Below are 21,600 nucleotides of genomic sequence, written 5' to 3'. Positions count from 1 at the left end.
ACCGTGCCGACCACCGACTACGACGAGTTCGCCGAGGCCTACGCGGCGGACAACGAGGTCAACCTCCTCAACGGCCACTACGAGCGCCCGGCGGTGCTCGACCTCCTCGGCGAGGTCGCCGGGCGCCGCGTGCTCGACGCCGGCTGCGGCGCCGGGCCGCTGTCCGCGGCGCTGCGCGACCGGGGGGCGACGATCACCGGCTTCGACCTGAGTGCCGCGATGATCGCGCTGGCCCGGCGGCGGCTGGGCGAGGACGCAGACCTGCGGGTCGCCGACCTCGCCGACCCGCTCCCCTACCCCGACGCGGCGTTCGACGACGTCGTCGCCTCGCTCGTCCTGCACTACCTCGAGGACTGGACCGGTCCCCTCGCGGAGCTGCGGCGGGTGCTGCGCCCCGGCGGACGGCTCGTGGCGTCGGTGAACCACCCGGTCCTCTACCCGCTCCTCCGTCCCGAGGGCTCCTACTTCGACGTCACGGAGTTCTCCTACGACGCCGAGCACGCCGGTCGCACGGTCACCTACACCAACTGGCACCGACCGCTGCAGGCGATGACCGACGCCTTCACCGCCGCCGGCTTCCGGATCGCGGTGATCAGCGAGCCGTCGATCGCGACCGACACCCCGGCCGCCCTGATCCCGCCGGACCTGGGGCAGCGCCGGCGCTTCCTCAGCTTCCTCTTCTTCGTGCTCGAGGCCTGCTGAGGCCGGCGCGGGGCTGCTGGTGCGGGCTCAGCCGCCCGTCAGGTCGACGGTGACCCGCGGGTCGAGCGCGAGCGTGCCGGGATCGACGACGCACGAGCCGCCGTCGACGGGCAGCACCACCCCGTTCACGTACGACGCCGCCCCCGACAGCAGCCAGCCGACGGCCGCCGCGACCTCCTCGGGCCGGGCCGCCCGCCGCTGCGGCACGACCGCCGTGGGCGAGCCGGTAGGCGTCCGCGACCGAGAGCCCGCGGGCCGCGCCCAGCTCGGCCATCTCGGCGTCGCCCATCTCGGTGGCGGTCCAGCCGGGGCAGACCGCGTTGGCGCGCAGCCCGTCACGGCCGTGGTCGACCGCCAGCGACTGCACGAGCATCTGGAGGCCGGCCTTGCTGGCGGAGTAGGCGGCCATGCCGTCGGCGGCGCGCAGCGCGGCGACCGACGACACCGCGACGACCGCGCCGCGCGCGGCCAGCAGGTGCGGGAGGGCGGCCCGGACCAGCAGGAAGGGCGAGGTGAGGTTGACCCGGAGGGTCTCCTCCCACTGCTCGGGGGTGACCTCGTCCACGCGGCCGACGTGGATGATCCCGTGGTTGAGGACGAGTCCGTCGAGCCGGCCGTGCGCGGCGATCGTCTCGTCGACGACCCGGGCGATGCCGGCCGGCTCGCTGACGTCGGCGACGACGGCGCGGGCCCCGGTCCCGGCCGCCACGTCGCGCAGCGGCTCCTCGCGGCGGCCGCAGACGACGACCTGGTCGCCGCCCGCGGTGAGCAGCCGGGCGACCGCGGCACCGATGCCGGTACCGCCGCCGGTGACGAGGACGACCCGGCTCATCGGCCCACGGCGACCACGTCGAGGAAGTAGTCGGCGAGCGCCGCGGCCCGGACCCGGATGTCGTCGTCGAGCGAGCGGATGTGGTTGAGCAGCACGTCCGGGTCGAGGCCCTGGTCGCGGGCGTCCGCGGCGCCGCCGTCCGCCATCCACGCGGCGACGCTGTCGGCGTCGACCTCGGGGTGGAACTGCACCGCCAGGTTGCGCCGCAGCACGAAGGCCTGGGGTGCCGCGGCGTTGACGCCGATCACCGTCGCGTCCGCCGGCGGGACGAACCGGTCGTAGTGCCACTGCGTCCAGATCCCGGCCACGGCCGGCTCTCCCGACACCACGTGGGGGCCGATCTCGGGCACGGGCGACCGGCCGACCGACCCGCCGTGGGCCTGGGCGAGCATCTGGCCGCCGAAGCAGATACCGAGGACGGGGACCTCGGCCTCGTCCGCGGTGTGCAGCAGCTCGAGCTCGGGCTTGACCCACGACGCGACCTCGTCGCCGTCGACACCCCACCGGGCACCGAGCACGAGGACGGCGTCGTAGTCGCGCGGGTCCGGGAAGTCGACGTCCACACCGGGGTCGTCGAAGCGGTCGGAGGGCACCACGCGGATGCTCTCCACCTCGTACCCGCGCTCGGCGAAGCGGCCCTCGATCGCCCCGGACGTCGCCAGGTAGTCGTGCCCGATCACCAGCAGCCGCTTGGTCCCGGCGCTCATCGGCCCATCGCCTCGGCGCGCTTCATGACGTCCCTGCAGAAGTTCTCCATCCCCGAAGCATCGTCGATGTACATCGACGGCTTGATGCAGAAGGTCGTGAAACCCTGGTCGAGCTGTGCCGGGATCGAGTCCATCGACTCCCCCAGGTCGGCCAGGGAGCGGTCGTCGGGGAACCGGTACCGGACGCCGCCCACCATCTCCAGGTCGGCAGCGTCGCGCCCGGCCGCGGCCATCGCCTCGCGGACGACGCGCAGGTCCTCTTCGGTCGGCCTGCCCAGCGGGTGGAAGCCGTGGCCGTACCGCGCGAGGCGGTCGACGACGGCGCCGTGCGCCTTCTGCCCGCCGAACCACATCCGCGGCCCCTCGGGGCGGAACGCCTTCGGCTCCAGGTAGATGTCCTCGAAGTCGAAGTAGCGCCCGTGGTGGGTGGCCGGCGACTGCGTGAAGACCAGGTTCATCACCTCGAGCTGCTCGTCGAGGATCCGGCCACGCTCGCGGAACGGGACGCCGAGCGCGGCGTACTCGTCCTTGCTCCAGCTCACGCTGGGCTGGACGACGAGCCGGCCCTCGGAGAGCAGGTCGAGGGTGCCGAGCTCGCGGGCGAGCATCAGCGGGTGGCGCAGCGGCGCGAGCACAGCGGCACCGACGAGCCGGATCCGCGACGTGACCGCGGCGATCGCCGAGAACAGCGTCAGCGAGTGCGGCCAGGGCATCAGCGGGTCCTGGTTGCCGGGCATCGCGTAGTCGCGCGGGTTGCCCATCACGCCCTTGTCGCTGGCGTCCGGGCCGAGCACGACGTGCTCGGAGATCATCACCGAGTCGAAGCCGGCGTCCTCGGCGGTCCGGGCCCAGGTGACGAGGTCGCCGAGACTGCGGCCGTCGGTGAGGGTCCAGTTCTCGCTGAGGATCATCAGCATGCGGGGTGCGGGCACGGCGCGATCCTCCGGATCAGTGGGTGTTCGACAGGTCGGGCTTGCGGATGCCGCGGAACTCCCAGTCGCCGCCCTGGGCGGTCGAGAGGACCTCCTCGCTCTCGGTCGGCTGCGCACCGACGTCTCTGCGGACCGGCGTCGGGCCCTCGACGATGTGGTTGCGCAGCGTGCCGAGGCCCTCGACCTCGACCTCGACGACGTCGCCGGGATAGACGGTGCGCGAGATCGCCGGCGTACCGGACAGCAGGATGTCACCGGGCTGGAGCGTGATCGTGCGCGCGATGTCGGCGACGAGGTAGTGCATGTCCCACTTCATCTCGCTGGTGCTGCCGTCCTGGCGGACCTCACCGTTGACGAGCGTGCGGATCCGCTTGTCCCGGAAGTCCCAGCCCTCGACGATGCCCGGCCCGATCGGGCAGAGCGTGTCGGCGCCCTTGACCCGCAGCATCGAGCCGGAGTCGGTGTCGCGGAAGTCGTGCAGGCCGTAGTCGTTGCCGATCGAGTAGCCGCGGATGTACTCCCCCGCCTCCTCCGGCGCGATGTTGCGCGCCGTGCGGCCGATCACGATGGCGATCTCGCCCTCGTAGTTGAGCCACTTGCACCCCTGCGGCCGGACGACGGCCGACTCGTGCGCGTTGAGCGCCGACACCGGCTTGTGGAAGTACGTCGGCGCCGGCGGCAGTGTGGTCAGCATCTCCGCGACGCGCGAGGCGTAGTTGAGGTGGACGCAGACGATCTTGCTCGGCGTGACCGGCGGCAGGTGCGTCGCGTCGGCGATCGCGACCGTGCGGCCGTCGCCCGCGACGAGCAGCTCGCCGTCGCGTCGTACGTCGACCGCGTTGCCGTCGAGCAGGATCCGGCGGTACTCGGTGGTCATGCGTGTTCCTCTCAGCCCGCGGCCGGTACGTCGGCACCGGGCGCGCTCATCTGGCGGACGTAGTCGGGGTCGGTCGGGGTCGCCCGCGCGGCCGGGAAGCCCGCGTCGGGACGGTCGAACCACAGGTGCACCTGGCCGGTGCCCACGGAGTTCTCGTACTCGCCGTACTGGCGGCCGGGTGCGGTGCAGTCGCCCTCGCCGAGGGCTCCGATCATCATCAGGTAGTGCTGGAACCGCGCCTCCGGCTTGAACCGGTAGAACTCGTCCATCGTGTCGACGACCCGGGCGTGCTCGCCGCGCTTGAACCAGTCGATCCGCTCGGCGTCGGCGGCTGCGGCCTCGGGCGTGAAGATGTGCTCGACGCCGGCGGCCTCGTGGTCGCGCAGCCGGCGCAGCGGCCAGAACGTGTGGGACATCGCGCCGCTCGCGATGAGCAGGACCTTGCGGTCGGACGCGGCGATCGCCTGGCCGAGCGCCCGGCCCAGCCGCAGCGCGTCCTCGCCGTCGGCGGTCTGGCAGACCCCGATCGAGATCCACTTCTTGTCGGGCAGTCCCTGGCCGAGGTACTCCCACACGTTGGTGGTCGCGTAGAAGATCGGCAGCGCGTCGTCCTCGATCGGGGTGATCCACGTCGAGTGCTCGGCGGCCTTGCTCGCGATCAGGTGCGCCAGCTCGGGGTCGCCGGCGAAGTCGTACGGCCGCTGGCTCATGCCTCGCGGCAGCTCCTCGGACGTGAACAGGCCGCTGCGCCGCTGCTGCGCGGTGACGACGAACTCCACGGTCGTCGCCCAGTGCGAGTCCAGGACGACGACGGTGTCGTAGTCGAGGACGTCGAACACCTCGCGCCGCAGCTGCTGGAGCCCCGCGACCAGGGTGGAGTCCCGGCCGCCGTTGAGCTCGCGGCGCACCTCCTCGGGCAGCACGATCGTGGGAACGTGCGCGATCAGTCCCGCGCCGACGACCTCACCCATCGGACCCACCTCCCTGCTCCGCCCAGCCGGTGGGCGAGAACACGCTGTTCTTGATGTCGGTGTAGAAGTCGAACGACCAGATCCCGCCCTCGCGGCCGATGCCGGACCGGCCGCTGCCGCCGAAGGGGGCGTTGAGGTCGCGGACGAAGAAGCAGTTGACCCAGACCGTGCCGGCCCGCAGCTGCTTCGAGACCCGCTCCGCGCGGTCGGGGTCGCCGGTGGCGAGCGTTGCGGCCAGCCCGAACGGGGTGTCGTTCGCTCGGGCGACCGCCTCGGCCTCGGTCTCGAACGTCTCGATCGTGACGACCGGGCCGAAGACCTCCTCGGTCATGATCTCCGCGTCGGGCGCGGCGTCCACGAGGACGGTGGGGTTGAAGTACAGCCCGCCGAGCTCGGTGTTGGGCCCACCGCCGAGCAGCGGCCGGGCGCCGTCGGCGAGGGCCCGCTCGACGAAGCCGGAGATCTGCTCGAAGTGGCGCCGCGAGACGAGCGCCGACACGTCGGTCGCCTCGTCGCGCGGGTCGCCCTGGACCAGGGTCCGCGCCTTCGCGACGACGCGCTCGGTGAACGCGTCGGCGAGCGAGGAGTGCACGATCATCCGGGCCGCCTTGAGGCAGACCTGGCCGGCGTTGTCGAACTGCTCGACGGCCAGCTCGACGGCGAGGTCGAGGTCGGCGTCCTCGAAGACGAGGAGGGGCGACTTGCCGCCCAGCTCGTACGACAGCGGGACGATGTTGGCTGCCGCGGCCTTCGAGATCACGCCCGCGGTCGGGACCGAGCCGGTGAAGGCGAGCCGGTTGATGCCGGGGTGCGCGGTGAGCGGGGCGCCTGCATCGAGCCCGGTGCCCTGGACGACGTTGAACACGCCCGCCGGTACGCCGGCCTCGGCCATGATGTCGGCGAGCAGGCTCGCGGTGAGCGGTGCCCACTCCGGCGGCTTGACCACGACCGTGTTGCCGGCGGCCAGCGCCGGGCCGATCCGCCAGGAGGCGAGCATCAGCGGGGCGTTCCACGGCGTGATGATCGCGACGACGCCCGCCGGGTCGTAGGTGATCCGCTCGCGGTGGCCGCGGCCCGGCACCTCCATGTCGGGGTGCCCGAGCTGGTGCTCGGCGAAGTCGGCGAAGGCCCGGAAGTTCATGGCGACCCGGGGCATCACACCGCGCCGGTGGCTGCGGATGAGCGAGCCGTTGTCGCGGGTCTCGACGCGCGAGAGGTCCTCGACGCGCGCCTCGATGCCGTCCGCGACGGCGCGCAGGATGTCGCCGCGCTCCTTGACCGACAGCGCCGCCCACGCCGGGAACGCCGCACGGGCGGCGGCGACGGCGGCGTCGACCTCGGTCGCCGTACCGGCGTGGACCTGGGCGATCGGCGTCTCGTCGATCGGCGAGATGTCGGTGAAGGTCGTCGCGGACGCGACCCGCTCGCCACCGATCCAGTGGCGGGTGTCGACCGCGACGCCCTCGACCAGTGCGAGGTGCTCGCTGCTCATCGGGCGGCCTCCTGCTGGGGGGTGAGGCGCGCGAGCGACGTACCGCCGTCCCAGACGACGCCGACCTGGCGGTAGTAGCCGCCGATGATCTCGTGCACCGGCAACCGGTGCAGCTCCTCGGTGGGCGACTCGAAGAGCTCGAGCTCGACGTCGCCGGCGTACGCCGGACCGGCCTCGAACGAGCTGGCCCCCGACGCGATGAGCTCGGCGTAGGCGTCGGGCGAGCCCTTGGCGATGCCCGGGTAGACCCGGTGGTGCGCCATCGGGTGACCGTTGACGAAGCCGTTGGTGGGCGACTCCTCGCGCAGCGTGAGCACCGCCTGGGCGAGCCGCCGGTCGCCGGCCGCGAGGGTGGCGCCGAAGACTCCCCCGGGCGCGACCTGCGGGGCCGCGTGCGCGAACGGGTGCGGACGGGTCTGCCACATCGAGCCGAGCTTCTTGGGATAGCCCTGGTGCATGCCGCGGGCGATCGCGAAGTCCTTGTCGACCCAGATGTAGACGCAGCGGGAGTAGGTCACGCCCTCGTACGCGCAACGCACGACGACGAACGCCTCCTTGTACTGCGAGCGGACCGGGTCGAGCAGCTCCTCCCGGGTGCCCGAGCACGACTGCCAGTCGGCCCAGATGAGCGCGACCGCGCCCGGGTCCTCCGGCGCGACCTCGAGCGGGGCCGGCAGCAGCTCGGCGACGCGCGCCGGGTCGGTGCGGTACTCGACGGTCAGCAGGTCGCCGGAGTAGTACCACGGCGGCGACGGGATCAGGGACGACCGGCCGGTCGCGGTGCGGGGGTAGAAGAACCCAGCCATGTCGTTCATCAGGCCTCATTCAGTCGGCGGCACGAAGATCGTTCGGATCCGTACGATAACCACCGGCCGGCCGAAAGACCACCCTTGCGAGCAAACTTCTCGGCAGATATTGTTCGGATCCGAACGATCTGCGCGACACCCTCACCGAATGGACGGAGAACCCGCCGTGGACAAGCCGCCGTACGTCCCCCTGGCCGACGTCGACCTCGTCGACCTGGACCGCTTCGCCGGGCCCGAGGCCTGGGGCATGCTCGACACCCTCCGCACGGAGGCACCGGTGTTCTGGCAGCGCGAGACCGACGGCGGCAGCGGCTTCTGGGCCGTCACCCGGCACGCCGACATCTGCGAGGTCGACAAGGACCCCGAGACGTTCACCTCGACCAACTTCGTCAACCTCGAGGAGGTCGACCCCGAGCTGCAGGAGGCCCGCCGCTCCATCCTGGAGATGGACGGCCTGCGCCACCGCGCACTGCGCAAGCTCATCTCCCGCGAGTTCAGCCGGCCCAACCTGATGCGCAACTACGAGGCGCTCCTGCGCGACATCACGCGCACCACCGTCGACGCGGCGCTCGCCAAGGGCGAGTTCGACTTCGTCGCCGACGTCAGCGCCGACTTCCCGATCCAGGTGCTGGCCCGGCTGCTCGACGTACCCCAGGAGAAGACGGGGCAGCTCATCGACTGGGGCAACGAGATCATCGGCTTCTCCGACCCCGAGCACGCCAAGATCCTCATCTCCGACGCCGAGAGCGAGCAGTACAAGCACCTGCCCTTCCGCTCCCCCGTCTCGCAGGAGGTCTTCGACTACGGCCGCGTGCTCGCCGCCGACCGCAAGGGCGGCGAAGGCACCGACCTGGTCAGCCAGCTCGTCAACAAGATCCCCGAGGACGGCCAGGCCATGTCGGCCTCCGAGTACGACTCGTACTTCCTGCTCCTCGTCGTCGCCGGCAACGAGACCACCCGCCACACCATCACGCACTCGATGCTCGCCCTGATCGAGCACCCCGAGCAGCTCGCCAAGCTCCAGGCCGACCCGTCACTCATCCCCGACGCCGTCGAGGAGTTCCTCCGCTGGGCCTCCCCCGTCTACCACTTCCGCCGCACCGCCACCCGCGACGTCGAGCTCGGCGGCCAGCAGGTCAAGGAGGGCGACAAGGTCGTCATGTGGTTCGCCTCGGGCAACCGCGACGCCGACGTCTTCGACGAGCCCTATGCGTTCGACGTGACCCGGCGCAACATCGACCACGTCACCTTCGGCAAGGGCAGCCCCCACCTGTGCATGGGCAACAACCTGGCTCGGATGGAGATCCGGCTGATGTTCGAGGAGCTCATCCCCCGGCTCGGGTCGATCGAGCTGGCGGGCGACGTACGGCGGGTGCGGAGCAACTTCGTCAACGGGATCAAGACGCTGCCGGTGAAGGTGACCACCCGCTGACCCGTCCCCTCCCCCTCCGCGAAGTGTGGCGGTTGCTGGGACGAGGTGCGGGGGTTGCGGCCACGAGGTGCGTCGGTTGTAGCCCGCCGCCCTACCTCGTGCCAGCAAGCTCCGCACCTCGTCGCCGCAACCGCCACACTTCGTGGGGTGGGCGGGAGCCCGGCGGGCGGCGCTCAGCCCTCGTCCGCCACCAACCGCCGCAGGATCTTGCGCACCTGCAGCGCCGCGAGGTCCGCGGCGACGTTGACGTCGTCGCCGTACCCGTCGCGGTCGATGACCTGCTGCATGGTCTCGAGGATCTCGCGGACCTTGAGGTAGTACGACTCGAAGATCGGCCGCAGCACGTCGCTCGCCTCCGCGCCCGGGGCGAAGTTGCGGCTGACCCGCCACACGTGCCGGGTACGACGCTCGTCGACCGGGGTCACCGCGTGGGTGAAGCGGAAGGTCTGGGGGCCGCCCTCGGCGGCGGGCAGGAGGACGTCCCAGCGGTCGGCCCACAGGCCGGGGGCGAGGAAGGCGCCCTCCTCCCGCTGCCCGTACGACGACGTGGCCGATGCCCCGGACACCTCGGCCTGCCACTCCGGCATGGGGGCGGGCGGCCAGTCGCGGTGGAACTGCACGGTGGTCTCGGTCAGCTCGACCTGGAGGGCGGGCGCGATGCCGGCCAGGGCGGGCGGGGAGATGACCGGGTCGATGACGGCGACGTGGGTGATGTCGGCGAAGTTGTCGTGGAGCAGGGCAACGTTGGCCGCGGTCTCCCAGGCTCCGCCGAAGGTCTCCCAGCCGGGATCGGTCAGCCAGGGGGTCGCGACGGGTGGGCGCAGCGAGGCCAGGGAGGGCTCGCCGAGCCAGCCCCAGACCAGGCCGCCCTCCTCGCGCACCGGGTACGACGGCACCCGGGCGCCGTAGGGCACCTGCGCCTGCGAGGGCACGTGCACGCAGGTGCCGGTGCGGTCGTAGGCGAAGCCGGAGTAGCCGGACACGATGGTGTCGCCGTCGACGTGGCCGAGGCTGAGCGGGTACGGGCGGTGGGCGTCGCGGTCGCCGAGGGCGACGACCGAGCCGTCGCCGGTGCGGAACAGGACGACGGGGGTGTCGAGGGCGCGGGTGCCGACCGGGGTGGCGGCGCCGACGTCGGACGAGGCGGCGAGGGCGTACCACGCGTTGCGGGGGTAGCCGGGGGTGCTGCGGTCTCTCATCTCCGGGCTCCCGTCACAGGTCCAGTGTCAGCCGGCCCGAGCGGCACCGGGACACGCAGATCATCATGAACTCGTTGGACTCCTTCTCCTCCTCGTTGAGGATGGAGTCGCGGTGGTCGACGTCGCCGTCGACCACCTCGGTCTCGCAGGTGCCGCAGACGCCCTCGAGGCAGGAGCCGACGACGCTGACGCCGGCGGCCCGGCAGACCTCGAACACGGACTGGCCGGCGGGCACCTCCAGGGTGAGCCCCGAGCGCTGCAGGACCAGCTCGAACGCCTCGTCCTCCCCCTCGGAGACCGCGGCCTTGGCCGCGAACCGCTCCAGGTGCAGGCTCCCGGCCGGCCAGGACGCGCCACAGCGCGCCTCGACGGCGTCGAGCAGGCCGGTCGGGCCGCAGGTGTAGACGAGCGTGTCCGGCGCCGGTACGCCGAGCAGGGCGTCGAGATCGGGCAGGCCGGCCTCGTCCTGCGGCAGCAGGGTCACCTTGTCGCCGTAGGGGGCGAGCTCGTCGGTGAACGCCATCGAGGCGCGCGAGCGGCCGCCGTACACGAGGCGCCAGTCGGCACCGGACGCCTCGGCCTCGGCGATCATCGGCAGCATCGGGGTGATCCCGATGCCGCCGGCGACGAAGAGGTAGCGGGGCGAGGCGACCATCGGGAAGTGGTTGCGCGGACCGCGCACCCGGACCGTCGTACCGGCGGACAGCTCGGCGTGCACGGCCTTGGAGCCGCCGCGGCTGTCGGGCGCCCGCAGGACGCCGATCCGCCAGGTGGTGCTGTCGGCGGGGCTGCCGCAGAGCGAGTACTGGCGCACCAGGTCGTCGCCGAGGACGAGGTCGATGTGGGCGCCGGGCGTCCACGGGGGCAGCGCCGAGCCGTCGGCCGCGGCGAGCGTCAGCGTCATCACGTCGGCCGCGGCCTCGACGGCGGAGACCACCGTCAGGTCCGCCTCGTACTCGCGGACGATGGGTTGTGTCGTCATGGGGATCCTCCCTCCGCGCCGGCCACCTCAGAGGTGGTAGGCGTACTCCCGGAACTCCCAGTCGGTCACGAACTGGCTGAACCGCTCGAGCTCGTTGCGCTTGTAGGCGACGAAGGACGCGACGAACGACGGGCCGAGCAGGTCGGCGAGGTCCTTGTCGTCCTCGAACGCGTCGATGGCGGAGCCGAGGTCGCCGGGGAGCCGGTCGGCCTTGGCCGGGTCGTAGCCGTAGCCCTCCAGCTTGGCGGGCGGGGTGAGCCCGTCGCGGATGCCCAGGTACGCCGCCGCGAGCAGCCCGGCGATCGCCAGGTACGGGTTGGCCGAGGCGTCGCCGAGGCGCAGCTCGAGCCGGGACGCGCGGCCGCGCTCGGGCGGGATCCGGACCATCGCGCTGCGGTTGTCGAGGCCCCAGTCGACGAGCCAGGGCGCGAGCGTGTCGGGGCCGAAGCGCTTGTAGGAGTTGATCGTCGGGTTGCTGATCGCGGCGAGCGCCGGGGCGTGCGCGAGGATGCCGGCGATCGCGGAGCGGGCCACGGTGGAGAGGCCGTCCTCGCTCGCGGGGTCGTCGAAGAGCGGCCGTCCCTCGGCGTCGAGAGTGCTGAAGTGCACGTGGAAGCCCGAGCCGCCCTCGTCGTTGAACGGCTTGGCCATGAAGGTCGCCATCTTGCCGCGGCGCCGGGAGAGCTCCTGGACCGCGGTCTTGAACCGGAACGCCCGGTCGGCCGCGTCGAGCGCCTCGGAGTGCCAGAGGTTGATCTCGAACTGGCCGCTGGAGAACTCGTGGTTGGCCGCGACCACGTCGAGGCCGTACGCCGCCAGCTCGCGCAGCGAGGACAGCAGGGTGTTCTCGGGGTCGCCCTTGAGACCGGAGACGTAGACGTTGCCGGTGGCCTCGCCGTACCGGCGCCAGCCGTGGGTCTTCGTCTCGTCGGGCTCGAGGACGTAGAACTCCAGCTCCGGTCCGACGACCGGACGCATGCCGAGCTCGGCGAAGCGGTCGACGACGCGCTTGAGCACCTGGCGCGGGCTCTCCTCGGACGGCGTGCCGTCGGGGTTGTAGACGTCGGCGATGACGTGCGCGACGCCCGGCTCCCACGGGACCGGCTTCACCGTGGCGAGGTCGGGGACCGCGACGATGTCGGGCAGGCCGGCGGAGAGCCCGCCGGCGATGTCGACGACGTCCCCGAGCGGCGAGGTGGCGTAGACCGAGCGGCAGAAGGCGACGCCGTCGCCGACGGTCCGGTCGAACCGGTCGGCCAGGATGTCCCGGCCTCGCTCGGTGCCGATCAGGTCGCTGTAGCCGAGCCGGACGACGTCGATCCCGTCCTCCGCGAACTGCTGGACAGCCGCGCGCAGGGCGTTCTCGTCGATGTGCTCCACAGTCGGTTCTCCTCGTTGGTCTCTCAGTGATCCATCATCAGGCGACGGGGGCGGTCACGGGGTGCTCATCGTCGAACCGCTCCAGGTCGCTGGACAGGGCGCTGTACACGGCGGGTCGGGAGGTGCGCAGGTAGAAGGCGTAGCCGATGCCGCCGACGAGCGCCGCGACCAGCAGCCACGGCAGCGAGTTGACCGCACGGGACTCGGAGCCGGCGACGATCTCGAAGTGCTTGAACGCCAGGGTGACCGCGAAGCACAGCCCGAGGAAGCCCAGGCCGGGCGCCACCAGGGTGGTGCCGATCCGCGGGTCATTGGCACGACGGAAGTGGACGACGATCGACAGCGCCGCGAGGGCCTGGAGGACCAGGATGGCGAGCGTGCCGAAGCCGAGCATGCTGGGCACGACGGTCAGGATCGGGTCGGCACCGGCGATCGCGAAGATCACCGCGACGGTGACCGCGAAGCCCGCCTGCACGGTGCTGGCGACGTACGGCGCTCCGCTGCGCGCGGTCCGCGCCAGGGCCTGGGGCAGTACCCGGGCCCGGCCGAGCGAGAACAGGTAGCGGCTCGACGAGTTGTGGAAGGCGAGCATCGCGGCGAACAGGCTGACCAGCAGCAGCCACTGCATCACATCGGTCAGGAAGCCGCCGATGTAGCTGTCGGCCAGGCTGAAGACGAGGTCACCGGTGGGCAGGTGCGCGAGGGCGGTGTCCTGGGCCTGGGCGACACCGGTCGCGCTGACCACGGCCCAGGTACTGACCCCGAGGATGACGCCGATCAGCGTGATCGCGACGTACGTCGCCCGGGGCACGGTCTTGAGCGGGTTCTTCGCCTCCTCGCTGAACAGCGAGGTCGCCTCGAAGCCGAGGAAGCCGGTCGCGGCGAGCAGCAGGCCGATGGACAGGGAGCCGGAGGTGATCGAGTCGAACGAGAACGCCGAGAACGAGAAGCCGTCCTTGAACAGCACGGCGAGGTCGAAGACGATCAGGATCGAGGTCTCCAGGATGAGCGAGATGCCGAGGATCTTGGAGCTGAAGTCGACCCCGCGCAGCGCCATCAGGTAGCAGACCGTGATCGAGGCGAGCCCCCAGAAGAGCCACGGCATGTCGAGGCCGGTCTTGTCGGCGATGACGATCTTCATGAAGAAGCCGCTCGTGCCGATCGTGCCGACGACGAAGAAGTTGTAGCCGAGCATCGCGATGAACCCCGCCGCGAGCCCCGCCGGCCGGCCGAGGCCCTTGACCACGAAGGCGTAGAAGCCGCCCGCGTTGACCAGCTCGCTCGACATCTTGCCGTAGCCGATGGCGAAGAGCAGGAGCACGACGGCCACCGCGAAGAACGCGAACGGCGACCCACCGCCGTTGCCGAGCGCGATCGCGAGCGAGGCGACCACGACCATGCCGGTGAGCGGTGCGACCGCGGCGAGGACGAGGAAGACGATCGCGCCGACGCCGAGCGCGTTCTTGCGCAGGGTGGTGTTGACGGTGTCCGACATCGGGACTCCTTAGTGTCCGCAGCGACGTGGCCGCTGGTGCCCGGCGAACCTGTTCACCGGATCGTTCGGATCCGTACGATAATGGGATGTGACCCAGGACACCATCCCCGAAGCCGATGTTTTCCGAAAATGTTTGTTCCCGAACGAATTGGCGACACCTGACCCTCGGCGCCCTGCTACCGAGCTCGCACGGCGGCGCTGACTACGCTGACCGCATGCCGGACCGCCACACGCTCGCCGAGACCGAGCGTGCGATGAAGGACCACGTGGGCGCACTGCCGCTCGACTTCGCCGCCGCCAACGCGCTCTCGAACCTCTTCCGCGCCGCCAATGCGGTCCGCAGCGAGCTGACCAACCGGGTGCTGCGCCAGCACGACATGACCTGGACCGGGTTCGTCGTGATGTGGGTGGTCTGGATCTGGGACGGCATGGAGACCCGCCACGTCGCCGAGTCGGCCGACATCTCCAAGGCGACCCTCACCGGCGTCGTCAAGACCCTCGAGACCCGCGGCCTCATCGCCCGCGAAGGCGACGAGAGCGACCGCCGCCTGGTCCGGCTGCGACTGACCCCCGAGGGGATCACCCTCATGGAGCGCCTCTACCCGGAGTTCAACGCCGTCGAGGCCGAGATCATCGGCAAGCTCTCCGACCGCAAGGTCAGCACCTTCACCAAGACCCTGCGCGAGGTCGTCAACGCGGTCGAGGGCGAGGACGAGACCGCCTGACGTTCGGGATCGTTCGGGCACCTGGCCGCCGAGGCCGTCGTGCCCTGGGCTGGGCGCACCCCCCGGAGCACGACGTGCCCGACGAACGGGAGCCCCGATGCCGCACGCCCCTCGTCCCGCACGCTCCCGTGCCGCGACGACCACGCTCGTCGCGGCGAGCCCGGCGCGCGCGGCGGGCGCGGCGGCCGCGGCGGCCGCGGCGGCCGCGGGCACCGTCCCCTGGCCGGCTACTGGTCGTACACCGGGGGCACCGTCAAGGTCACCGCCCGCGGCGGCACCATCACCGCGGTCGCGGCGACCCACCTGGGCCTGTGGGGGTCGGGGCTCGACGAGTGCATCACCTGGCGCCCGGCCAGCCCATCGGCGACGACACCCAGGCCTCGTTCACCGTGTCCCGCGACGGCCAGTCGCTGGAGGTCTGCAGCACTCCCCCGAACGACGGCTGGCGCCAGTGCTACCGGGCCTCGAAGCGGCCGACCGCGGTCGCCTCGCTCGGCGACTCCTACAGCGCGGGCGAGGGCGCCGGCGGCTACGACCCGGCGAGCCGTGGCTGCCACCGCAGCCCCTACGCCTGGACGAAGTACCTGGAGGCCCGCAACCCCACCCGGTGGCGCGTCGAGTCGTTCCTCGCCTGCTCCGGCGCCGAGATGCCGAACCTCACCGGCACCTTCAAGGGCGAGGGGCCGCAGGTGTCCCGGATCCACCCGTTCACCGAGGTCGTCACGGTGACCATCGGCGGCAACGACACCGGCTTCAGCGACGTCCTGACGAGCTGCTTCCTGCGGTGGAAGCTCCACCAGAAGAACTGCGTCCAGAAGGGCAAGCCCTACGGGCAGGCCAAGAAGCTCGTCCGGGGCCCGCTGGCGAGCCGGCTCGGCGCGAGCTACCAGGCGATCCGGGCGCAGGCGCCGAAGGACGCCCGGCTGGTGGTGGTCGGGTACCCGCGACTGTTCCCGCTCCGGGGCAAGGCCGTCCGCAAGTGCGGCTGGCTGGTGCCGCAGGTGCGCAAGGCGCTCAACGGCCTCGCCGTCGAGCTCGACAACGTCATTCGGGCGACCGCTACCCGCAACGGCGCGACCTTCGTCGACGTGCTCGACACGCTCAGCGGGCACGAGGCCTGCACCGGCGGGGCGTCGTGGGTCTACCCGATCAAGCCCGCCACCAACGCGCAGGCAGGGAATCCGATGGCCCGCGGGCAGTACGCCCTCGCCCGCCGGATCGGCAGCGTCCTCGGCTACTCCTAGGGCGTGACGCCGCGGTACGCCGCCGCGGCCTCGACCAGCGCCGCGAACAGCGCCGCCTGGGCGGGATCGGTGGCCGCCGTGTCCTCGGGGTGCCACTGGACGCCGACGTACCAGGAGCGGGCGTCGTCGAGCTCGACCGCCTCGATCACGCCGTCGGGCGCGAGCGCGACCGGGCGCAGCCCGGTGCCGAGCCGGCCGATGCCCTGGTGGTGGTAGCAGGAGATCGTCGGAGCGGTGCCGACCACGCCCGCCAACAGCGAGTCCGGCGCCACCTCGATCGCCTGGACGACGTGGCGGTGCGTGCGCTCCCCCAGGTCCTGGACCAGGTCTCCCCCGCGCGCGACGTTGACCACCTGGTTGCCACGGCACACGGCGAGCAGCGGGAGGCCCGCGGCGAGCGCGTGGCGGGCCACCGCGAGGTCGAAGGCGTCCTGCTCCTCGTCGACGTCGTACTGCGTCGCGTGCGGGCGCTGCCCGGACCAGTGCGCGGCCAGGTCGCCGCCGCCGGGCAGGAGCACGCCGTCGGCGTACCAGAGACGCTCGGCGACCTCGTCGGGGTCGACCCGGGCACCGGGCGCGACCGGGTGGACGACGAGCGGCTCGCCGCCGGCGGCATGCACGGCGTCGAGGAGGGCGCGCGCCGTCACGTCCGCGCCGTACCGCAGGGCCGAGGCGGACGCCGAGAAGCGGGCCGGGACGGCGATGAGCGGGCGGGGCATAGGGGGTCCTTCCGGCGTTCCGAACAGATCGTTTTGATCCTAACGACTTCGAGTGACCATGGACAGCGGCCGCCGACCGGAGAATGATCGGCCCGGTGGCCATGTTCGAGGTCGCGGCCGACGCCTACGTCCGCTTCATGGGGACCTTCTCGGGTCCTCTTGCCGGCCTGTTCGCCGACGTCGGCCTGGCCGGCGTCGATCCGTCGGCGGCGGTGCTCGACGTCGGCTGCGGGCCCGGCATGCTCACCGCCGAGCTCGTCCGGCGCCACGGCGCGGACCGGGTCGCGGCGATCGACCCCGTCGCGTCGTTCGTGACGGCGACCGCGGCGGCCCACCCGGGCGCCGACGTACGTGCGGCGTCGGCGGAGACCCTCCCCTTCGCCGACGCCGCCTTTGGGGCCGCCCTGGCCCAGCTCGTCGTCAACTTCATGGCCGACCCCGCCGCCGGGGTCGGCGAGATGGTCCGGGTGACCCGGCCGGGCGGCCGGGTGAGCGCCTGCGTCTGGGACCACGGCGGCGGGCGGGGACCGCTGTCGCCGCTGTGGCACGTGGCGGCCGCCCTCGATCCGAGCGTGGGCGGCGAGGGCGCCCTGCCGGGCTCCCACGGCGGTGACCTGGCGAGCCTGCTCGACGCGGCGGGGCTGCGCGAGGTCGACGAGGTCGAGCTGACCGTCGAGGTCGAGTTCGCCCGCTTCGCGGACTGGTGGGAGCCCTACACCTTCGGCGTCGGGCCGGCCGGAGGCTATGTCGCCGGGCTCGACCCGGACGCGCGCGAGCGGCTCGCGGCAGCACTGCGCGCCGACCTCGGCGACGGCCCGTTCACCGTCACCGGCGTCGCCTGGGCGGCCTCCGGTGTCGTCTGACGGGCGCACCGCGCTCGAGCGCTGGATCACCTCCGGTGGGCACTGGGAGGTCGTCGGCGAGCGCGAGGGCACGGCGACCGTCGCCCTGCTCACCTGCGACGGCGGCCAGGAGATGGACCGCGTGACGCTGCCCGCGGCCGCCCTGCCCACTCGCTGAGGCACCTCGCCTTTTGTCCCACCAGCGGGACACAAATGCCTGTTGTGACCTCCCGCACACCTGCTCCGCGCGCCCAGGATGACGGGCAAGAAGCGTCGAGAGCAGGAGTTCCGCATGACAGCCGTGTCCCCCGTCCGCACCCTCCGATCCCCGCACGGCAGCGGGCTCTCCACCCTCGGGTGGGAGCAGGAGGCGGTGTACCGGATGCTCCACAACAACCTCGATCCCGAGGTCGCGGAGAACCCCGCCGACCTCGTCGTGTACGGCGGCTCGGGCAAGGCCGCCCGCGACTGGGCGTCCTTCGACGCGATCGCCCGGCGGCTCACCACGCTGCGCTCCGACCAGACGCTGCTCGTCCAGTCGGGCAAGCCGGTCGGTGTCCTCGACACCACCCCCGAGGCGCCGCGCGTGCTCATCGCCAACGGCAACCTCGTCGGCGACTGGGCCAACTGGGACGAGTTCCGCCGCCTCGACGAGCTCGGGCTGATCATGTTCGGCCAGATGACCGCCGGATCGTGGCTCTACATCGGCAGCCAGGGCATCGTGCAGGGCACCTACGAGACGTTCGCGGCGGTCGCCCGGCAGCGCTTCGGCGGCGACCTCGGCGGCACGATCACCGTGACCGCGGGGCTCGGCGGCATGGGCGGCGCGCAGCCGCTGGCCGTGACCATGAACGGCGGCGTCGCGATCTGCCTCGACGTCGACCCGGCCAAGGTCGCCCGCCGGGTCGAGCTCGGCTACCTCGACACCGTGGCCGACAGCCCGGAGGCGGCGCTGCGGATGGCCGAGGAGGCCGCCGCGGCCCGGCGTCCCCTCTCGATCGGGGTGTGCGCCAACGCCGCGGAGGTGCTGCCGGCGTACCTGCGCAGCGGGGCGCGCATCGACATCGTCACCGACCAGACCTCGGCGCACGAGCCGTTGACCTACCTGCCCGCCGGCGAGGACCTCGACGTCTGGGCCGAGAAGGTACGCCGGGACCCGGCCGGCTGCCACGAGCAGGCGCTGGCGTCCATGGCCGCTCACGTCGAGGCGATGCTCGGGTTCCGGCGCGGCGGCGCGGTGGTCTTCGACTACGGCAACTCGCTGCGCGCGTTCGCCGCCCAGGGCGGCTGCACCGACGCCTTCGAGATCCCCGGCTTCGTGCAGGAGTACGTCCGCCCGCTCTTCAGCGAGGGCCGCGGCCCGTTCCGCTGGGTCGCGCTCTCCGGCGACCGGGCCGACATCGCCCGTACCGACCGGGCCGTCGCCGAGCTCTTCCCCGACGACGACGGGCTCCAGCGCTGGCTGCGCCTGGCCGGTGACCGGGTCCCCCAGCAGGGCCTGCCCGCACGGATCTGCTGGCTGGGCCACGGGCAGCGCGACCTGGCCGCGCTCGCCTTCAACGACCTGGTCCGGCGCGGCGAGGTGGCCGCGCCCATCGTGGTCGGCCGCGACCACTTCGACGGCGGCTCGGTCGCGTCGCCGTACCGCGAGACCGAGGGGATGCTCGACGGCTCCGACGCGATCGCGGACTGGCCGCTGCTCAACGCCCTGGTCAACGTCGCCTCCGGCGCCTCGTGGGTCTCGATCCACCACGGCGGCGGCGTCGGCATGGGCAAGTCGATCCACTCCGGTCAGGTCTGCGTCGCCGACGGCACCGACCTGGCCGCCGCGCGGCTGTCCCGCGTGTTCCGCAACGACTCCGCGACGGCGGTGCTGCGGCACGCCGACGCGGGCTACCCGATCGCCCGGGAGTGCGCCGAGCGCACCGGGCTCGAGATCCCGATGGGAGACGCCCGATGAACCCCGACCGTCGCGAGGTGGAGGTCTTCGCCCTCAGCTTCGTCCCCGCCACCGAGTTCCCCGACCTGGCCGTCCACTACGAGAAGTCCGGCTGGCACGGGCTCCTGGCCGCCGACAGCCAGAACCTCACCGGCGACCCGTTCGCCGCGATCTCGGTCGCCGCGACCCGGACCGAGCGGATCCGGCTCGGCACCGGCGTCACCAACCCGGTCACCCGTCACGTCGCCGCGCTCGCCTCGGCGGCCGCGACGGCCCACGCCTTCTCCGACGGGCGGATGGTGCTCGGCATCGGCCGCGGCGACTCCTCGCTCTCCCACATCGGCCGCGGACCCGCGCCGGTGCGCGAGTTCGAGGAGGTGCTGACCCGGCTGCGCGGCTACCTCAACGACGGCCGCACGCAGATCGACGAGTTCGAGAGCCGGATGGACTGGGTCGCCGAGACCGGCCTGCCGCCCGTGCCGATCGAGGTCGCGGCGTCCGGTCCCCGGGTGATCCGGCTCGGCGCCTGCCTGGCCGACCGCCTCGTGCTCACCGTCGGCGTCGAGCCGGAGCCGATCGCGGAGGCACTGGACACCGCGCGCAAGGCCCGCGCCGACGCGGGACTCGACCCCGACGGCATCCAGTACGGCGCGTACCTCAACGTCGCCACCCACCGCGACCTCGACGTCGCCAACCAGCTCATCTCGGGAAGCCTCAGCGTCCTCGCCAGGTTCGCGGATCGCGACCAGCGCTCGAAGCTCCACGGCGACTACCGGATCGACACCCACGCGAACCTCCGCACGACGCTGAGCGAGGAGGACCGGATCCTGCGGGAACGGTTCGCCATCGTCGGCGACCCCGACCACTGCGTCGAGCGGATCCAGCCCCTCATCGACCTCGGGCTGGACTTCGTGATCGTGGCCGGTCATTCTCGCGACGCACGCCGGCAGGACCTGCTGGACAGCGCCGCGCTCCTGGGCGCGGAGGTCATCCCCGCGCTCCGTCCCGCAGCTCTCCCCTTCACGAGCGAGGTCCACCCGTCATGACCACAGCACCCACCACCGCCTCCGGGCCGCGCCGCGCGGCGCCCCGCTCCGCCTGGCGCTCCGTCGTCGCGGCCGGGCTCGGCAACGTCATGGAGTGGTACGACGTCATCATCTACGCCTACATGGCGCCGGTGCTGGCCGTCCTCTTCTTCCCGAAGTCCGATCCCACGGCGGCCCTGATCAGCACCTACGCCGGCCTGCTCATCAGCTACCTCATCCGCCCCGTCGGCGCGATGGTGATCGGCAACCTGGCCGACAAGCACGGCCGCAAGACCGCGCTGACGCTCACCATCGGGCTGATGACCCTGGGCGTCGCGATCATCGCGGTGACGCCGACGTACGCCAGCATCGGCCTGGCCGCACCCGCGATCCTCATGGTCTCCCGGCTGATCCAGGGCTTCTCCGCCGGTGGTGAGTTCGGCGCCGCGACCACCTTCATGGCCGAGAGCGCCCAGGCCGGGCGCCGGTTCCTGGCCAGCTGGCAGGCGGCCACGCAGGGCATGGCGATGATCCTCGCCGGCGTCTCCGGGTGGCTGCTCTTCACGACCGTCGACACCGAGACGCTGCACGCGTGGGCGTGGCGGCTGCCGTTCATCTTCGGCATCCTGATCGGCCCGATCGGGCTCTGGATCCGCAACCGGATCCCCGACACCGAGGAGTTCCGCGCGACCGAGCCGATCGCCAACCCCCTGCGCACCACGCTGCGTGAGCACTGGGGCCGGGTCCTCGTCGGGACCCTGTGCGTCGGCATGGCCGGCATGGGCGTCTACCTGATCACCTTCCTCGCCGCCTACGCGATCCGCCTCGACCTCGCCCCCTGGTCCGGGTACGCCGCCGCGGCCGGCGCCGGCACCGTCGTCGCCGTGCTCGCCCCCGTGTTCGGGCGGCTCGCCGACCGCACGGGCGCCGTACCGATCCTGCTGACGGCGGCCGTCGTCGGGTTCGTCAGCATCTACCCGCTGCTGTCGTTCCTGCTCACGCACCGCACCACGGGCGCGCTCATCGCGGTCGAGGTCTTCCTCGGCGTGATCATCGCGGCCTACTTCGGCACCCTGACCGGGCTGCTGGTCGACCTGTTCGACACCGAGGTGCGCACGACCGGCATCGCGCTGTCGTACAACGTGGGCATGATCTTCATGGGCAGCCTCGGGCCGCTGCTGCTGACCGCGTGGAGCGACGTGACGCTGCGCGCGCCGGCGTACTACTTCATGATGATCGCGCCGCTGTCGGTGATCGGCGTGGTGCTCGCCCGCAGGATCTACCGGCAGCACTGAGCAC

Annotated in this window: 21 protein-coding genes and 1 pseudogene; 9 read left to right on the top strand and 13 right to left on the bottom strand. The window is 72.2% G+C overall.

The genetic code is table 11. From position 1 onward, the window contains the following. The first annotated feature begins 3 nt into the window (after positions 1–3). The gene (locus tag M0M48_RS02135; RefSeq protein WP_257754211.1) at positions 4–702 is read left to right on the top strand and encodes a class I SAM-dependent methyltransferase; all 699 of its coding nucleotides are present in this window, start codon (positions 4–6) and stop codon (positions 700–702) included. A gap of 27 nt (positions 703–729) precedes the next feature. Here M0M48_RS02135 and M0M48_RS30995 read toward each other — a convergent pair whose 3' ends face one another. The 8 genes and pseudogenes from M0M48_RS30995 to M0M48_RS02100 form a co-directional block, all read right to left on the bottom strand. Beyond that, positions 730–909 (bottom strand): SDR family oxidoreductase, encoded by a 180-nt coding sequence (locus M0M48_RS30995; RefSeq protein WP_374587323.1) that lies wholly within the window; start codon positions 907–909, stop codon positions 730–732. Positions 910–988: 79 nt separating this feature from the next. Then, positions 989–1,534, bottom strand: a pseudogene (locus M0M48_RS30990) (SDR family NAD(P)-dependent oxidoreductase); the annotation flags it as partial. Continuing rightward, the gene (locus tag M0M48_RS02125) at positions 1,531–2,241 is read right to left on the bottom strand and encodes a type 1 glutamine amidotransferase (RefSeq protein WP_257754209.1); all 711 of its coding nucleotides are present in this window, start codon (positions 2,239–2,241) and stop codon (positions 1,531–1,533) included. The gene M0M48_RS02125 and the pseudogene M0M48_RS30990, both read right to left, overlap by 4 nt. Then, positions 2,238–3,173, bottom strand: coding sequence for a TIGR03619 family F420-dependent LLM class oxidoreductase (locus tag M0M48_RS02120; RefSeq protein WP_257754208.1), 936 nt, complete (start codon positions 3,171–3,173; stop codon positions 2,238–2,240). The genes M0M48_RS02125 and M0M48_RS02120 overlap by 4 nt, the downstream gene beginning before the upstream one ends. Positions 3,174–3,189: 16 nt before the next feature. Then, positions 3,190–4,050 carry a fumarylacetoacetate hydrolase family protein gene (locus M0M48_RS02115; protein WP_257754207.1) on the bottom strand — a complete coding sequence of 287 codons (861 nt, stop codon included), beginning with the start codon at positions 4,048–4,050 and terminating at the stop codon, positions 3,190–3,192. Positions 4,051–4,061: 11 nt separating this feature from the next. Continuing rightward, positions 4,062–5,021 (bottom strand): DODA-type extradiol aromatic ring-opening family dioxygenase, encoded by a 960-nt coding sequence (locus M0M48_RS02110; protein WP_257754206.1) that lies wholly within the window; start codon positions 5,019–5,021, stop codon positions 4,062–4,064. Beyond that, the gene (locus M0M48_RS02105) at positions 5,014–6,513 is read right to left on the bottom strand and encodes an aldehyde dehydrogenase family protein (RefSeq protein ID WP_257754205.1); all 1,500 of its coding nucleotides are present in this window, start codon (positions 6,511–6,513) and stop codon (positions 5,014–5,016) included. The genes M0M48_RS02110 and M0M48_RS02105 overlap by 8 nt, the downstream gene beginning before the upstream one ends. Beyond that, positions 6,510–7,328 (bottom strand): acetoacetate decarboxylase family protein, encoded by an 819-nt coding sequence (locus M0M48_RS02100; RefSeq protein ID WP_257754204.1) that lies wholly within the window; start codon positions 7,326–7,328, stop codon positions 6,510–6,512. The genes M0M48_RS02105 and M0M48_RS02100 overlap by 4 nt, the downstream gene beginning before the upstream one ends. 139 nt (positions 7,329–7,467) lie before the next feature. On the opposite strand from M0M48_RS02100, the gene M0M48_RS02095 reads away from it, so the two are divergent. Then, on the top strand, positions 7,468–8,751 hold the full coding sequence (locus tag M0M48_RS02095; RefSeq protein ID WP_257754203.1) for a cytochrome P450: 1,284 nt from the start codon (positions 7,468–7,470) through the stop codon (positions 8,749–8,751). A gap of 173 nt (positions 8,752–8,924) precedes the next feature. Here M0M48_RS02095 and M0M48_RS02090 read toward each other — a convergent pair whose 3' ends face one another. Genes M0M48_RS02090 through M0M48_RS02075 form a run of 4 tightly spaced genes read right to left on the bottom strand, consistent with a single transcriptional unit; the run spans position 8,925 to position 13,807 of the window. Next, entirely contained in the window at positions 8,925–9,950 is a 1,026-nt protein-coding gene (locus M0M48_RS02090) for an aromatic ring-hydroxylating dioxygenase subunit alpha (protein ID WP_257754202.1), read from the bottom strand. A 13-nt stretch (positions 9,951–9,963) separates the two neighbouring features. Then, entirely contained in the window at positions 9,964–10,932 is a 969-nt protein-coding gene (locus M0M48_RS02085; RefSeq protein ID WP_257754201.1) for a PDR/VanB family oxidoreductase, read from the bottom strand. A 27-nt stretch (positions 10,933–10,959) separates the two neighbouring features. After that, positions 10,960–12,312, bottom strand: coding sequence for a glutamine synthetase family protein (locus M0M48_RS02080; RefSeq protein ID WP_257754200.1), 1,353 nt, complete (start codon positions 12,310–12,312; stop codon positions 10,960–10,962). A gap of 37 nt (positions 12,313–12,349) precedes the next feature. Beyond that, on the bottom strand, positions 12,350–13,807 hold the full coding sequence (locus tag M0M48_RS02075; RefSeq protein WP_257754199.1) for an APC family permease: 1,458 nt from the start codon (positions 13,805–13,807) through the stop codon (positions 12,350–12,352). A 215-nt stretch (positions 13,808–14,022) separates the two neighbouring features. Between M0M48_RS02075 and M0M48_RS02070 the strand changes: the two genes are divergently transcribed. After that, on the top strand, positions 14,023–14,532 hold the full coding sequence (locus M0M48_RS02070; RefSeq protein WP_215816466.1) for a MarR family winged helix-turn-helix transcriptional regulator: 510 nt from the start codon (positions 14,023–14,025) through the stop codon (positions 14,530–14,532). Between the two features lie 332 nt (positions 14,533–14,864). Further along, positions 14,865–15,776 carry an SGNH/GDSL hydrolase family protein gene (locus M0M48_RS02065; RefSeq protein WP_257754198.1) on the top strand — a complete coding sequence of 304 codons (912 nt, stop codon included), beginning with the start codon at positions 14,865–14,867 and terminating at the stop codon, positions 15,774–15,776. Here the strand turns inward: M0M48_RS02065 and M0M48_RS02060 are convergent. Then, positions 15,773–16,495: a gamma-glutamyl-gamma-aminobutyrate hydrolase family protein gene (locus tag M0M48_RS02060; RefSeq protein ID WP_257754197.1), complete on the bottom strand. Its 723-nt coding sequence runs from the start codon at positions 16,493–16,495 to the stop codon at positions 15,773–15,775. The two genes, M0M48_RS02065 and M0M48_RS02060, sit on opposite strands and share 4 nt — an antisense overlap. A gap of 101 nt (positions 16,496–16,596) precedes the next feature. Between M0M48_RS02060 and M0M48_RS02055 the strand changes: the two genes are divergently transcribed. The 5 genes from M0M48_RS02055 (at position 16,597) to M0M48_RS02035 (ending at position 21,596) form a co-directional block, all read left to right on the top strand. Then, positions 16,597–17,358: a methyltransferase domain-containing protein gene (locus M0M48_RS02055; RefSeq protein WP_257754442.1), complete on the top strand. Its 762-nt coding sequence runs from the start codon at positions 16,597–16,599 to the stop codon at positions 17,356–17,358. Then, a complete protein-coding gene (locus M0M48_RS02050; RefSeq protein WP_257754196.1) occupies positions 17,348–17,515 on the top strand; it encodes a hypothetical protein in 168 nt (55 codons plus the stop codon). The genes M0M48_RS02055 and M0M48_RS02050 overlap by 11 nt, the downstream gene beginning before the upstream one ends. 114 nt (positions 17,516–17,629) lie before the next feature. Next, on the top strand, positions 17,630–19,297 hold the full coding sequence (hutU, locus tag M0M48_RS02045) for a urocanate hydratase (protein ID WP_257754195.1): 1,668 nt from the start codon (positions 17,630–17,632) through the stop codon (positions 19,295–19,297). After that, positions 19,294–20,322 (top strand): LLM class flavin-dependent oxidoreductase, encoded by a 1,029-nt coding sequence (locus tag M0M48_RS02040; RefSeq protein ID WP_257754194.1) that lies wholly within the window; start codon positions 19,294–19,296, stop codon positions 20,320–20,322. Before hutU ends, M0M48_RS02040 begins: the two co-directional genes overlap by 4 nt. Continuing rightward, positions 20,319–21,596, top strand: a complete 1,278-nt coding sequence (locus M0M48_RS02035) for an MFS transporter (RefSeq protein WP_257754193.1) — start codon at positions 20,319–20,321, stop codon at positions 21,594–21,596. Before M0M48_RS02040 ends, M0M48_RS02035 begins: the two co-directional genes overlap by 4 nt. Positions 21,597–21,600: the final 4 nt, after the last annotated feature.

It is taken from the genome of Pimelobacter simplex (genome assembly GCF_024662235.1).
GTDB lineage: Bacteria > Actinomycetota > Actinomycetes > Propionibacteriales > Nocardioidaceae > Nocardioides.
Note: the sequence above shows the minus strand (reverse complement) of the source record. Positions and strands in the feature narration are given on the sequence as shown.